The organism is Bacteroides sp. M10, from assembly GCF_014334015.1.
Taxonomy (GTDB): Bacteria; Bacteroidota; Bacteroidia; order Bacteroidales; family Bacteroidaceae; genus Bacteroides; species Bacteroides intestinigallinarum.
The window spans coordinates 3,944,458-3,959,364 of sequence record NZ_CP060488.1 but is presented as its reverse complement, the minus strand read 5'-3'; the positions used below and the strand labels follow the sequence as shown (position 1 = coordinate 3,959,364).

General features: G+C 42.7%; 12 protein-coding genes. 3 read left to right on the top strand and 9 right to left on the bottom strand.

The window, feature by feature from the left end; translation table 11 throughout:
- Positions 1-65 precede the first annotated feature (65 nt).
- Positions 66-2,057: an SUMF1/EgtB/PvdO family nonheme iron enzyme gene (locus tag H8796_RS14115; protein WP_117935218.1), complete on the bottom strand. Its 1,992-nt coding sequence runs from the start codon at positions 2,055-2,057 to the stop codon at positions 66-68.
- Positions 2,058-2,230: 173 nt separating this feature from the next.
- Here H8796_RS14115 and H8796_RS14110 point away from each other — a divergent pair, with 173 nt between their 5' ends.
- The 3 genes from H8796_RS14110 (at position 2,231) to H8796_RS14100 (ending at position 5,284) form a co-directional block, all read left to right on the top strand.
- Positions 2,231-2,794, top strand: a complete 564-nt coding sequence (locus H8796_RS14110) for an RNA polymerase sigma-70 factor (RefSeq protein WP_004302268.1) — start codon at positions 2,231-2,233, stop codon at positions 2,792-2,794.
- 297 nt (positions 2,795-3,091) lie between these two features.
- Positions 3,092-3,601 carry an IS66 family insertion sequence element accessory protein TnpB gene (tnpB, locus tag H8796_RS14105; protein ID WP_117932120.1) on the top strand — a complete coding sequence of 170 codons (510 nt, stop codon included), beginning with the start codon at positions 3,092-3,094 and terminating at the stop codon, positions 3,599-3,601.
- Between the two features lie 69 nt (positions 3,602-3,670).
- A complete protein-coding gene (locus H8796_RS14100; protein ID WP_117932118.1) occupies positions 3,671-5,284 on the top strand; it encodes an IS66 family transposase in 1,614 nt (537 codons plus the stop codon).
- Positions 5,285-5,544: 260 nt separating this feature from the next.
- Here H8796_RS14100 and H8796_RS14095 read toward each other — a convergent pair whose 3' ends face one another.
- From H8796_RS14095 to H8796_RS14060, 8 genes are all read right to left on the bottom strand, one after another.
- Positions 5,545-6,660, bottom strand: coding sequence for an AMP-binding protein (locus H8796_RS14095; RefSeq protein ID WP_117932116.1), 1,116 nt, complete (start codon positions 6,658-6,660; stop codon positions 5,545-5,547).
- A 31-nt stretch (positions 6,661-6,691) separates the two neighbouring features.
- Positions 6,692-7,717 (bottom strand): o-succinylbenzoate synthase, encoded by a 1,026-nt coding sequence (locus H8796_RS14090; protein WP_074557727.1) that lies wholly within the window; start codon positions 7,715-7,717, stop codon positions 6,692-6,694.
- Between the two features lie 60 nt (positions 7,718-7,777).
- Positions 7,778-8,602 (bottom strand): 1,4-dihydroxy-2-naphthoyl-CoA synthase, encoded by an 825-nt coding sequence (gene menB, locus H8796_RS14085; RefSeq protein ID WP_004302264.1) that lies wholly within the window; start codon positions 8,600-8,602, stop codon positions 7,778-7,780.
- Between the two features lie 3 nt (positions 8,603-8,605).
- On the bottom strand, positions 8,606-10,273 hold the full coding sequence (menD, locus tag H8796_RS14080) for a 2-succinyl-5-enolpyruvyl-6-hydroxy-3-cyclohexene-1-carboxylic-acid synthase (RefSeq protein WP_117932115.1): 1,668 nt from the start codon (positions 10,271-10,273) through the stop codon (positions 8,606-8,608).
- Positions 10,274-10,292: 19 nt separating this feature from the next.
- Positions 10,293-11,408, bottom strand: a complete 1,116-nt coding sequence (locus H8796_RS14075) for an isochorismate synthase (protein ID WP_117932113.1) — start codon at positions 11,406-11,408, stop codon at positions 10,293-10,295.
- The gene (locus H8796_RS14070) at positions 11,405-12,637 is read right to left on the bottom strand and encodes a Cof-type HAD-IIB family hydrolase (protein ID WP_117932111.1); all 1,233 of its coding nucleotides are present in this window, start codon (positions 12,635-12,637) and stop codon (positions 11,405-11,407) included. The genes H8796_RS14075 and H8796_RS14070 overlap by 4 nt, the downstream gene beginning before the upstream one ends.
- Positions 12,638-12,721: 84 nt before the next feature.
- On the bottom strand, positions 12,722-13,084 hold the full coding sequence (locus H8796_RS14065) for a DUF488 domain-containing protein (protein WP_074638805.1): 363 nt from the start codon (positions 13,082-13,084) through the stop codon (positions 12,722-12,724).
- A 64-nt stretch (positions 13,085-13,148) separates the two neighbouring features.
- Positions 13,149-14,906 carry an AraC family transcriptional regulator gene (locus H8796_RS14060; RefSeq protein ID WP_117932109.1) on the bottom strand — a complete coding sequence of 586 codons (1,758 nt, stop codon included), beginning with the start codon at positions 14,904-14,906 and terminating at the stop codon, positions 13,149-13,151.
- Position 14,907: the final 1 nt, after the last annotated feature.

Below are 14,907 nucleotides of genomic sequence, written 5' to 3'. Positions count from 1 at the left end.
GTAATTACACTTATAATACAACTGAAGCAATTGGAAAAGGACAGCAAAAACAAACTTTTTTTATTTTATTTTTTGAGCCATGCCAAATTGAAGCGGTAATGCAATCGGCTACTAAGGATATGAACCACATTATCAGGAGTTTGTGTTCCTGCAAGATAACCACGTGGTTCAGCATGATTTTCATCCATTTCGAAATATCCCGTCCATGCTCCACCGTTTAAAAAGCGATATTCACCGTCCGTCAGTAGTTTTCTTACCGGCCATGTTTTTCCCTCATCGTAGGAAAGAGCCGCATACATGCCATATCCTTTCTTCACATTTCCATTTTTATCCTTAAATTCCAGACCACGTTCTTCCAAAGGCGTACGTTGCGGATGGTCTGTAAAAGAAACCAATAGCAAAGGTCCTTCATTCAGTCTCATTAAAACAAGACGCTGACCTCCGTCAATAGGAGGGAGTTCGCTTGCTACATATTTCCAGGTCTTTCCCATATCATCTGATATACTCATAGGCATTCGGAGCTTTCCTTCTTTATTCCGTATGCTATTACCACGCCCCATAGCCATCAAACTTCCGTTTCCTAATTGTACAATTCCCGCATGGATACCTGCAATTGTACTTCCCGTTCCTCCTTCTTTGAAATCCGGCAAAGGAGCGCCATCCCAAGGATCGCACCATGTTTTTCCTCCATCTTTACTGATTTGAACAGCTGCCCCATCATGACTGCCAGGACCCGCATCACAGGCTTGAACCAGCCATCCCTCACGTGTGCGAATCGTACCAGCTATTACCTGATGACGTTTGGTATGTTCGGGAGCTATCAGTTTAGGAGTGCTCCATGAAGCACCGTTATCTGTACTGGTACGTAGTACCATTGCGAGATTCTGCCAGTCTCCCGATGCTTCCACTCCATTGATATGATACAATTTTCCTTTCCCGTCATTGAGCAAAGCACTTCCTGTCATATTCCGATCCGGAACTTTAAAGAATAAAGAAGCCACATCCCAATCAGTATGCCCGGCACGCAAGCGGGAACCGAGTACTACCATCCCTCTCCCATTCTCTTCATTTGCAGAAAACCATATTGCCAGCAAATCTCCATTATCACACCACGTAACTGCAGGCTGATGATTATGCAGATAAAATGGGGTATTCGAATCACATACCGGACGTACCACAAATGGTATCGGAGGCAAAAACATCGGTGTGATAGCAGATACTTTCTTCCATTTTATAGATGTATTTTCTACAGATTTCTGATTGAACGGGACAGGAACAAATGTCCCTGATACATTCAAACGAGTATCTGCTTCCACAATTCTAAATCCGGTTTGGGAATGTTTATCTTCCGGGAGCATAGCCAGCCGATTGGCACTTCGCAAGTATTTCTCCGGGGTGTGATGACCCCCTCCTCTAGTGACCCGAAACTCTCCTGCCAATGGTCCTGCCGGGTCTTTCTGCTTTTCTGCGGAATAAGGAGCATACCAATCCAAGCACCATTCTTCCACATTTCCATGCATATCATAAAGCCCGAATGTATTAGGAGGAGTCTGGGCAACTTTTAAAGATACCGGATCAAAATCACGAACCACTTTTTGATTCCGATGATAAACTGCAGGTAACCCGTCTCCTGTAGAAAATAGTGTGTATGTGCCTGCCCGGCAAGCATATTCCCATTCTGCTTCTGTTGGCAAACGATAGTTTTTGCCTTCTTTCCGGCTAAGCCATTCACAAAAGGCAACAGCATCGGAATAACTCACATTGACAACAGCTTCATCATCTTCCAGCGAAACACCGTTTTTTCCTCGTAATGCCCGATGTTCCGGACGGAATGATTCATATTGCGCATTCGTTATTTCAGTAATTCCCATACGAAACGGGCGAGAGATTACTACCTGATGGATAGGAGCCTCATCAAAATTTTCGCCTAATCCGTCACTTCCCATATAAAAACTTCCGGCAGGTATTTCAGCCATCGGAATAAAAGACTTGGAAACTTCTTGAGAATGTATTGGCAAACAAAAGGTTATAGCCAATAAAAAAAACTTGTTTTTCATATTTTAATCCTGTTTATATATAATACAATCAACCTATATACAAAAGGACAGTCTTATCTGATTATTTTCTATTCATTAGGGGTGAAAGCAAAAAAAAGAATCGAAAATGAGGCTTTGATAATTATCTTATTATATATTTGCAACGAAATGAAAAACTACAGAACCTCAAAATAATGAAAATATCTTTTTCCAAACAGACTAAAGAACGGGCTTTCAAACAACTTTATGAGGAGTATTATGCCCCATTTTGTTTGTATGCAAAAAGGTTTGTTGATGATAAAGAAACACGTGAAGACATCGTTTCGGATGTATTCACCTCATTATGGGATAAACTGGATACTGATTCTTTTGATCTTCAATCGAACACTGCATTAGCTTACATCAAAATGTGCGTAAAAAATAGCTGCCTGAATTTCCTGAAACATCAGGAATATGAATGGAGCTATGCGGAAAATATACAGAAGAAAGCTCCTGTCTATGAAACAGAACCGGATAGTATATATACTCTTGATGAGCTATACAGAATGTTGTATGAGACATTAAACAAACTTCCCGAAAACTATCGAACCGTCTTTATTAAAAGTTTCTTTGAAGGCAAAACTCATACAGAGATTGCAGAAGAGATGAATCTTAGCGTGAAATCTATCAATCGATATAAACAAAAAACGATGGAACTTTTACGTAATGAATTAAAGGAGTATATGCCACTATTACTCTTGTTATTTCTTCGTGCATAATCTACACCCTCATGTTCTCTTCCTGATATATGCCTTTCTTTTGAAAAACAGTCGTACTCTATATATGTATTAGTCCTGTTGTTTATATCACTCTGCTTAATAGTTAGCAGGGGCTTACTTGTGTGGACAGATAAGCTATCAGGTGTGAACAAATCTGTTTACGGTTGTAAACAGATTTGTTCACATGGGTGAGCCCTTGTAAAACATTAGAGCTTAAGTAAGCATTCGGGCTCGTGCGTGTTTCTTTCCCTTCTTTTCTTTCCTACCTTTGTGCCTTCATAATCATCTTAATCCATTATGTGTTCAGTATTAGTATTTTCTAGTGAAAGTGAAAAGCTGCGTAGTCTCTTATCCGAGTCTAACCATTTTGATTCTGTTCTTTTCATATTTGATGGTGGTCGTCGTTATAAAGTTTCGGCTTCCAGTCTTGGCATCCATTCTCCTCAGGATCTACTTCTCCCCTTAGGTCTTGGTCTTTTCCGTAACAGTCCTTTCTGGTCTTATTACCTTTATCCCAATGGTTGTAATTTCCATAAAGGTATTGACGGTCTTTGTGGCGAGGTCATCCGGCACACGGGTTCTTGCGTGTCAGAGCAGAGTTGTCATATTTTTCTTGACCGTTCCCGTAGCAGATTGCATATCCTCTATCGGTGCGAGGACGAATACCGACTGGAATGCCGTCGTCTGAACCACAGTTCTTTCTTCTTGAAAAAGGACGAACGGAAAAGAGATTTTCTTCAAATTTCCTGGAATCGCCTGAATGAGCTGCTTACTGTTAAAAAGTATCGGAAAACAGTTGAAAAGTAATCTCCCATCCTACAAGCCGTACAGGTTTATTTTGATAACTTTGCCACATAATAAAAAAGTGGATATGCAGTGAAAGAACCAGTCATTACCTTTACTTTGGAAGAGTACGAAGAGTTGCGCAAGGAACGTGAACGTCTTGAAAAGGAACATGCGGAACTTCAGAGAAAATACGCAGCCTCTTTGCAGGAGTATTCCCGCCAAGTTGAGGAAATCTCAGCCTGTACAGCCGTCATTGCTGACCTGAGATGGAAATTGGCTGATTTGACACGCCGTTTATGGGGTAAATCCAGTGAAAAACGTCATCTTCCCGAAGATGCCAACCAATTGAGCATCTGTTTTGAATCTCCGTCCGATGTCAATGACCCGGTAGCGGAGGAGCAGAAAACGGCTGAGAAATCTGCCCGGTCGGAGAATGGTTACAATCGTTTCCGTAAGAGCTTCACCCAAAAGATTACTCCCCACGCCCGTAAGCCCATCGATCCGTCCCTTCCCCGTGAAGAAATCATCATTCCCATGCCGGAAGGTCTTTCTCTGGAGGGAGCGACGAAGCTGGGGGAGGAAGTGAGCGAACAATATGCCGTCAGCCCTGCCCGATTCTATGTGAGACGCATCATCCGTCCTAAATACCGGCTTGCCGACGGTCGTATCATAACTGCTCCCATGCCCGTAATGGCACACCCTCACAGCAATGCCTCGGAGAGTGTACTGTCCCACATTGCCACCGCCAAATATTACGATCACCTGCCTCTGCACAGACAGCTGGACATTTTTGAGCGTGAAGGCATCCATCTGAGTCCTTCCACCGTAAGTAACTGGATGATGGCTGCCGCACAGCGTTTGGAGCCGATCTACAATGAGCTTCGTGAACTGGTTAAGGACAGTTATTACGTCATGGCCGATGAGACGCCCCACCCCGTACTTGAAAGCGACCGACCCGGTGCTCTTCATCGCGGGTATATGTGGAACTTCTATCTGCCCCGGTTTCATACCCCCTTCTTTGAATATCACAAGGGGCGTGGCAGCAGCGGAATAGACACACTGCTGGCAGGACAGGTCCGCGTGGTACAGAGTGACGGCTTTGCAGTATATGACGAGTTCGACACGCTACCCGGAAAGTTGCACTTGTGCTGTTGGGCACACGTCAGGCGCAAGTTTGTGGAAGCGGAAGGAAATGACCCTCCCAGAGCAAGGTATGCACTTGAACAAATAGGCAGACTGTATGCTGTGGAGGAGGAAATCAGGATAGAACATCTGGAAGGCGAGGCTGTAGTAAAGCTTCGCCGGGAAAAATCGTACCCTATTATCAAAGGACTGGAAAAATGGTGCAAAGAGGAATATGAACATACGGTCGATAAATCGCCTGTTGCCAAGGCCATATTCTATATGTACACACGCTTTGAACAACTGTCCGGATATGTCAATGATGCACAGTTCTGCATTGATAATAATCCGGTGGAGCGTTCTATTAGACCGTTGACTGTAAACAGAAAAAATACACTCTTCTCCGGATCGCATGAGGCAGCACACGCAGCGGCAATATTCTTTTCACTGATGGGATGTTGCAGGGAAAATAAGGTGAACCCAAAACTATGGATGCAGGACGTGGTGATTAGAGTACAGGATAAAGAAAGAGAAGAGAAAAACGACTACTCCGATTTACTGCCATTTAATTGGAAAGGATAAACAAGAAAGGTTTATAAAGTCAAAAGCCAGACGTACTCCGTCTGGCTTTTGACTTTATAAGAGTTTGGAGAGAATACGCACGAGACCGAATGCTTACGAGCTTAACAAAAGAATACCTAAGTATCAATGCATGATATATAGGGAAATATAGTATAAATTAGCTGGGAACAAGACTGGACAGGGTGAGGGTAAAAAGTTACCCTCACCCTGTCCTCACCTCTACCCTCACACTTGAAACACCGATGAATAAAGGGATTGAATCAAGGTGTGAGGGTGTGAGGGTAAAACGTCATCAACATTTGTTTGGCTAAGATGCGACACTCTGCCCGGTTAATTTTTCCGTTCTCTGTTTGCGGAATGGATTCTATTGTCAATATATGCTTGGGACGATAATAAGGTTCCAGTATTTCCTGTAGTTTATTTCCGATTTCTTCTGTGTCGGGCTGACCTGCCAATAATAAAGTGACAGCCTGCCCTAAGCGCTGATCCGGAACTGAAGTAATGACAAAGGACACAGGAATAAACGGGCGAAGTAACTTCTCCATCTCTTCTGCTTGAATCTTAATTCCTCCACTGTTAATCACATTGTCTTTCCTGCCTAGAATTATAAAACTTCCATCGGGATAGATACGTGCAATGTCATTGGTCTGCAATGTTTCGTCACATACCAAAGGGGCATCAATGATTAATGTATTCTCTGCGGATAAAGACAATTTTACTGAAGGAAATGGATAATAATGTTCTGAAGCAGATACTCCGTTCAGACGACGAAGGGCAATATGCGACAAGGTTTCAGTCATGCCATAAGTGGAGTAAACGGCAGTCGGAAGATGGTTTATCTCCGTTTCCAGAGCCTCATCAACGGCTCCGCCTCCTATAATCAGAATATCCGTTTGTTTTAATCGCTCTTTTTCTTCGGGAACCTGCAACGTGTTATAAACTTGCAATGGGACCATTGCCACAAATCTCAAAGATTCTTTTATATCCGCCAACGGATGACCGGAAGCAGGACGAACAATCAGATTCAAACCTGCAACCAATGAACGTACAACCACCATCATTGCACCGATATAACGAAGATTCATACATAATAATGCCGACTCACCTTTCTTCAAATTCAGAAATTCACAAGTCAGACGCGCACTTTGCATCATTTGATCCTTGCGTACCATCAGTTCTTTAGGTGTACCCGTGGAACCCGATGTATGAACCGTGATGACAGGAGAGTCATTAAACCATTCGTTCAGGAAAAGATATAAATCCCAATAAGCAGGAGAATGAGCTTCTGCTCCTCCTGCTATCAGTTGGCTTATATCTTCAAAAGTGTATTCTTTTCCTTCCAGTAGCAAGCGCTGTTGTTGTCGATCGAATATCATCAGAATATCCTTTAAATACCACTAAATACCATCATTTACAAAACCACAGGCAATCTTTTCTGATTTCAAGAGGTACTTCTATATTGTCCGTAAAGAGCATACCCGTTCCCAGTCCTTGTGGTAGTGGATTATTGAATGTTGCACACCAATGGGCGATAGCGTTCAAACCAATGTTGGACTCCAAAGCGGAAGTGATCCACCAACCGATATGTTGCTTTTCCGCTTCCATAATCCATTCATCCCCTCCACATATTCCCCCGTGGAGAGATGGTTTAATGATGATATATTGCGGACGGATGGTTGCCAGCAGTTTCTTTTTTTCTTCCAGCGTGTTGCATCCTATCAGCTCTTCATCCAATGCTATCGGCAACGGAGATTCAGAAGTGAGCCGGGCCATTTCTTCCCATTGTCCGGCACGGATCGGCTGTTCGATAGAATGTAAATCAAATTCTGACAGACGTTTCAGTTTTTCCATTGCATCACCCGGAGAGAAAGCACCGTTTGCATCTACACGCAACTCTATTTCTTTAGAAGAGAAATGGGTACGAATATGACGTAACAACGCCAATTCTTTTTCAAAGTCGATAGCACCAATCTTTAGTTTGACGCAACGGAATCCGGCTTCCATCTTTTTCTCGATCTGGGATAACATATTTTCAAAATCTCCCATCCAGATCAGGCCGTTGATTGGAATCCCTACCTCTCCACGTGAAAAAGCCGTATCGGACAAAGCCCAACTCCCTGCAAAGAAATGCCAGATAGCCGTTTCCAAGCCAAATAAGATGGAAGGATACTTGCATAGACCATCCTTATCCAATTTTCCCTGTTCTTCCTCTACTTGCCGGCAAGTTCTTATTAATATATCCTCATAATCAGGGAGATCATCACAACTTAATGCAGGCAAAGGCGCGCACTCTCCAATTCCCACTCTACCCGGAAAATCAGGAGAAGTAAAGTGAAGATACCAGACTTTTCGTGTAGTATATGTTCCCCGGGAAGTTCCCGCGGGTTGCTTGAAATGAAGCAACCGGGGAATAATATCTATCTTACAATCCATAATGAATATCTTTTCAATCTGCTAATTACTGCACAATCAGTCTTTCATTAGCCTATTATTTTAAGGGAATTTCGGATATTGTTTGAAGTTCGGTTTACGTTTTTCCAGAAATGCATTCTTTCCTTCCTGTGCTTCATCCGTCAGGTAATAAAGTAATGTTGCGTCACCTGCCAACTCCTGAATACCTGCCTGACCGTCCAATTCGGCATTCAATCCCGCTTTAATCATGCGCAAAGCCAACGGACTAAGTAACATCATTTCTTCCGCCCATTGCACGTATTCATCTTCCAGCTGTTCCAAAGGTACTACCTTATTCACTAATCCCATATCCAATGCTTCCTGTGCATTATACTTCCGGCAAAGGAACCAAATTTCACGTGCTTTCTTCTGTCCTACCACACGTGCCAGATAAGATGCACCGAATCCGGCATCAAAGCTACCCACGCGAGGACCTGTCTGACCGAAAATAGCATTTTCCGAAGCAATGGATAAATCGCATACCACGTGGAGCACGTGTCCGCCACCAATGGCAAAGCCGTTCACGGCAGCAATCACAGGTTTCGGAATACTACGGATTTGCTTTTGTACATCCAATACGCTCAAACGAGGCACACCGTCTTTCCCGATATATCCGCCACGTCCTTTCACATTCTGGTCGCCTCCCGAACAGAATGCCTTATCACCGGCTCCAGTAATTACAATCACATCAATATCCGCTTCTTCACGGCAAATGCGCAATGCATCACTCATTTCGGCAGTGGTAGTCGGGGTAAATGCATTCCGATAACGTTCACGGTTGATTGTGATACGGGCAATTCCATTATAATAATCAAAAAGAATATCGTCGTATTCTCTGATGGTTGTCCACTCTCTTTGTGTTGGCATAATTTATTTTTGTTTTAATTGATGATAATAATTCTTCAACATACGTGCATCCTTGTTTTTGTTGGTAAACACTTCCAAGAGCACAGGTTGTTCCATAGTTTCCGGCTGGGTGAAAGTCTTCATTGCTTCAGCCAGCTCTTCATCATTTTGCGCTTGTAGATAAAGGAAGCCACGTTCCTCTGCCCAGCCTTTGGCTGACGTTTTATGAACTGCTGCAATAAATTTATGTGAGGTACCCGACATATCCAATCCCGGTAAAGTATGGAAAATCTCTCCTCCTCCGTTATTTAATAAAAGGATACGCAGGTTGGAACGGACGTTGATATTCCACAACGCATTCATATCATAGAAGAAACTTAGATCTCCGATAGCTATAAAATTCAGTTTGTCGGAAGCTGCCGCATAACCGACAGCGGTAGACAACGATCCTTCAATACCACTCGTTCCCCGATTGCAACAAACTTCAATCGTGGAAGGAATCGAATATAGTTGTGCATAACGAACTACCGAACTATTTGCCAGATGCAATGCACAGGACTCCGGCAAGGCTTTCAATAATGTACCGACAGCCAACATCTCCGAATAGGCAAAATCCGGTTCGGGGATAATCTTACAATAATTCTCCCATACACGGGGATAGTCAGGAGTCCGGTTATCCAGCAGACTGGCGATCTTCTCCAGAAATTCAAACGGGTCCATCTCGATCACTGTAGTCAATGAGCCGTATAGATCGACAATCTCACCCTCCGGCGATACGTGCCAATGCTCTTTAGGCGGATGCTGACGGAGAAACTTCTTCAATCGTTTAGAAACCACATGTCCTCCATAAGTAATCAGCAATTCGGGCACCATCTGGTCTATCTTCTCTTCGGGCATAGCATAAAGTGCCGCATCGAAATTCTTTACCGGAATACCGGGAACTGTCTGATTGCCGATATGTTCCGTCAACCAGGCAAAATGTTTATATAATAACTTGATATATCTTTTTTCAAACAGGTAGATAAGGTTCATCTGGCCGATGATAATCATACGCTTCTGATATTTATTCATCCGGTCGACCAGATCATTATAATCACGGTCATAGACGTTCAATCCCTGATAACGGGTTATCACACGCACTTCCGGGAGCGTATCTACCGTGAACTGAAACAGCGGTTCGGAAATAGGAACATTGATATGCACCGGCCCTTTTCCATGATGATTCGTCTCCAACAAGGCTTCATTCACCAGACGATTGCAATACCATTCATCTTCTTCCGTATGAATCTCCGGAAGATTGACCGACTTCTTGACCAGCGTTTGAAACACACCCGGTTGCGGCACTGTTTGTCCATCCATCTGTCCGATCCAGGCAGCGGGACGGTCTGCTGAAATGACAACTAAAGGAACATTCTGATAAAATGCTTCGGCTACAGCCGGATGAAGATTTAATAATGCAGTACCGGAAGTGCAGCACACAGCAGCAGGCTTACCACCATTCAACGCAAGACCAATAGCAAAATAACCGGCACTCCGTTCATCCGTCACTGCATAACAGGTGAAGTTCGGATGATTAGACAAAGTATGTACGATGGGCGTATTACGACTACCCGGACACAACACAACCTTAGTAATCCCGTGCGCCTCGAGCAACGCAACCAACTGGAGTATGTTCTTCTTGTCTGTATACATGATGATAATTATTAGTAGTTTATGATTTTAAAGGAGGCGTTGCAATAAGCCGTTTGATGGTTTGCAACTTCTTTTCCGTTTCCAGCCATTCGTCATTCAATTCCGAAGAAGCCAGTAGTCCACCGCCGGCATAAAGAGTCAGTTGTTCATCTTCAATATGCATACAGCGCAGATTCACATAGATGTCAGTTCGCCCTTCCGGGTCCAGCCAACCGATAAAGCCGGAATAATAGCGACGGTCGTAACCTTCGTTCTGCAATATAAACCGATAGGCTTCTTCTTTCGGTAAACCGCATACAGCAGGCGTTGGGTGCAACACTTTCAAGAGATCTCCCAAATCTTTGTTATCTTTCAAAGAAAACCGGAAATCTGTTTTCAAATGTGACAAAGCACCTGCATAAGCCGGATAAGGCCCGTTCTCCGTAGAATGAATACCCAACGAAAGGAGTTGGCGACGAATGTAAGAAGCTACATAGGCCTGCTCTTTCCGATTCTTTTCATCCCATATTTGGGGCAGTTTACCATCTTGCAAAGGCTGTGTCCCGGCCAACGCTACCGTATTCCATTCATCTTTTTCACCCGATAAAATGATTTCAGGAGTGCTTCCCAGCCAGATACCTGTCTGCGGAGTGTAGCACAAGTATATATATGAATGAATATAACGCCTGCACGCTGCACGAAATATGGATAAAGGAGAAAAACCAGATACTTTATCAATAGTAAGATGACGTGAAAGTACTAATTTATCAAAAGTATTATCACGCAAAGCATTTATAAAGGTATGAAAGCAGGTGGCATATTCCTCCGTAGAAGAAGTCAGGAACGATTCTTGTCCTTGCATCCGCAAAGCGACTTCCCGTTCTTCTGCCGTATCATTGTCAATCGGCAAAGGTTGCCCCCACTGATCGGGTTGAATCAATACGACAGGACACATCTCACTCACCTGAAACGGAGCGATGACAAATCCTCTCTGTCCATTCAGTTCTTTCAGATCGTATATCAGCCGTACCGCTCCTTCCGCCTGTGTCAACAGACGGGGAACTTTCTCCCCGGGAATACGGTAAACAGCAAACGGCTGCTTCCGCTGAATAAATGCATCAATAGTTGTCAAATTACTTATTTCTTCGTCGGTCATCTCTTTTTCATCACACTGTTGACTACGCGTATGGAAGACACCAGTTTATTCGTTGAAGTAAACACGTCTACATTCCATACATGGGATGAGCGTCCCTTATGTACGATTGTTCCCACCGCACGCACTGTGTCTCCTTCATGTGCGGAGGATATATGATTGCCACTAACCTGCATTCCAACAATAATCTCATCCGGTTGGCAAAGAATCATCGAGCCGAGTCCGGCAACAGTTTCTGCCAGTGCAAGAGTGGCTCCGCCATGTAAAATGCCAAAAGGCTGGCGGGTACGATGGTCTACCGGCATGGTTGCTTCCACACGGTCTTCATCGGCATACGTATATTGAATACCCAGGTTTCCCATCAGTGCATGGCGGGCCTGTGCATTCAGTTGGTCAAGGGGGATTTCGGCTGCACGCACTTCGGCAATGATAGCCTTTTCTACCGCAACAGCCACTCCGTCTTCCTCATTGGAAGCTGTCACATAATCGGCACAAACTTTCACGGAATCTTGTGAATGTCCCATAGCTACTCCTAGTCCTGCCAGTTGAATCATTGTCACATCACACACACCGTCTCCAATAGCAATCACTTCATCACGCTTCACATTCAATACTTCCAGCAAAGCTCCCAGAGAATTGGCTTTATCAATGGAGCAAGGAACTACTTCCAGAAAATAAGGTTCCGAACGAAATACGTCCAACGCTCCATTCAGTCTTCTTTTCCAATGATCTTCCAGTCCCACCAGCGCTTCTTCGTCGTCGCTGACCAGCATACATTTGCAAGGAGCAAAGTCGACGGCTGCAGAAAATTCTTCTTCCTTGATTATTTGCAGGTTATTCAACCGGGCTTCGTTTTGGATATGTTCATTTTCTGGAGAATCCGTTATGATCGTATCATCATGATAAGTAAATATAGCAAAGCCATTTTTGCGGGCTTTCTTTTCCAGATAAGGCAACATTTCGGGATTGATCCTGCGTTCAAACAGAATCTCGCCATTTTGCGCATTGATAATCTGACAGCCATTATAGGAAAGAATAAAACCTCCATAGTTTCCAAGTTCGAGCATCTTAGCCAGTGGCATTAAGCCATAAGTCGGTCTGCCGGATGCCAATACGATACGCACTCCCATTTGTTGAACTTTCAACAAAGCGGCCAATGTACGTTTGCTAATTTCTTTCGCATCATTGAGGAGCGTTCCGTCTACATCAAGAACTAATAATTTATACTTCATGATTACACGATTTTGATTTAGATTACAAAGGTAGGAAATTGAGTGAACGACAGAAAGCGTAAACAGATAAAAATTACTTTAATTTCACTCTTTCAGACGCATTTCCAGATAATCGCGAAGGATTCGGGCATGATTATACACAGGTTCTTTAGAAGCATAAAGTAAAGTGACCACAGGATGGGGCTTGATAAGAATTAGAAAATCAGTCATTGCAGGAGAAGCATCCAGCTCTTTTTGATACTGCGTGACGAAATCTCCCCAATGTCCGGGAATATCTTCATGAAACCATTTACGTAATGTAGGGGATGGTGTTATGTCTTTTGCCCAATAATCGTATTTCAACCATTCTTTCTTCATTCCGCGTGGCCATAATTTATCTACCAACACCCGGTATCCATCTGTTTCTGAAAAATCTTCGTAAACCCTCTTTATCCTTACCTGTATCATTTCCATTAATATTTAGTTATCAATAGATAAACCGGGAAAAACGAAAATTGTTTAGTAGAACTATTTAATTCCTCAATGTGTCCTGCGCTTTTTTAAATTCATAAGGAGTCATTCCTGTCTTTTTCTTAAAAAGGTTATATAAAATTGGAGCGCTATTAAATCCGGACTCATCAGCGATAGCACGTATGGTATAGTTAGGATATTTTTTCATTAGTTTGATTGCATAATTAATACGCAGTCCGTTGATGTACCCATTAAAATTAGTTCCGGTGCATTCTCTTATCATCCGGGCAAAACGTGCATTATTCAGATGTACAATCTGCGCCAAATCTTCTCTTGAGAGCTCTGGAGAGAGATATAGCTGTTTCTGAACGACTGTATGGTTTAATTCCTGGAATATTTTCTTGTTCTCCTCTTCTTCCCCACTTTCTTTGTCTGTTTCGTCCAAAAGTTCATCCTGTTCCTCTGGAGAAATCAATTCAGGTTCCAGTTCTGATGAAACCTCCTGTTCCTCGTACACTTCCAATAACTGATTACCATCTTTTTTATTGGCAAATTTTTCGTTTATCAGTTTGGCAAGCATCCTGTTTTTATACTCGATTATATGGTTGAAACGCCACAAACGCCAAAGTATAAACAGGGTCAGCACTACAATACACGCCAAAAAGCAGAGTGAAACATTCCTTATTTTTAGCTGTGAGGCTTGCTCGGCGATGTATTCTTCTTTTTCGGAAGCACCGTACATCGCGTTCAATTCTAATGCAGCATTTTTCCTGTCGTTACTGTTAATGCTATCCGTTATCGCAATGATGGTTTCACGTATTTCTGCAGCTTCTTTATAACGATTCATACCCAGATATGCTTGTACTTCCTTATTAAGTACAGCAAGATATTGAGCGTTCAAGGTATCTCGTTGTGTCCTCAACAGTTCTTTAAAGTCCTTACTGTTGTCTAGTACTTTCTCATATTGTTTGGAAAGAATCAAATAGGGAATCGAATACATCTTGCCATCCGGAGTATGAGATTCTTTCATTGCCAGATATTTTTGATAATATCCTTCTGCTTGCGCATATTTCTTTTCTAAATAAGAGATATAGGCCAATTTTGCATATAAATAGCTATATTGACCATCAATGTAACCTTCGGGAACCTCTGGTACCTTCTCTAATTTTTTAAGAAGTTTTTCGCGTTCATAAGCAAGAGCCAAAGCTTCATCAATACGGGAATCTGTCATTAAAAATCCCATCTCCGCTCCATAATAATAGGAAAGCAGCATCATTTCTCTCACATCCTTTGACCCACGCAGTAATTCAATCGTACGGTCAAAATAATTATACGCCTCATCTTTCAATGACAACCTCCAATTATTCTCCCCTATGCAAAAAAGTAATCTGGCTTCCGCCTCTCTGTCCTTCAGTTTTTGCGCCTGCATAATTCCACTAAGAGCATAATGCATGCTCTCATTATATTTACTCATTAAAGATGAAAGTTCAGCTAAATAAACCGTCATCTTCAACATGTGCTTGGGTTCTCTTTGAGAGATAGAATCAAGCAAGTATGACTTCCTTGCATACATAAAAGCTAGTTTATTCATATACATATTACGATATGACAAACTGCGCAATTCATTAATCAGACGCAGAGGGAAGGCTCTTCTGGATTCTGCCTCATCCAATAACTCTAAAGCACGTTTAGGGTTGGATATATAAATATCTCTGATATATTTTTCTGTATATAAAGAGTCATTATTTATAATTTTATCAGCCCTCGAAAATTGATTGTGTACAAATAGAAGCACAAAAATACATACCCAAAAACGCATA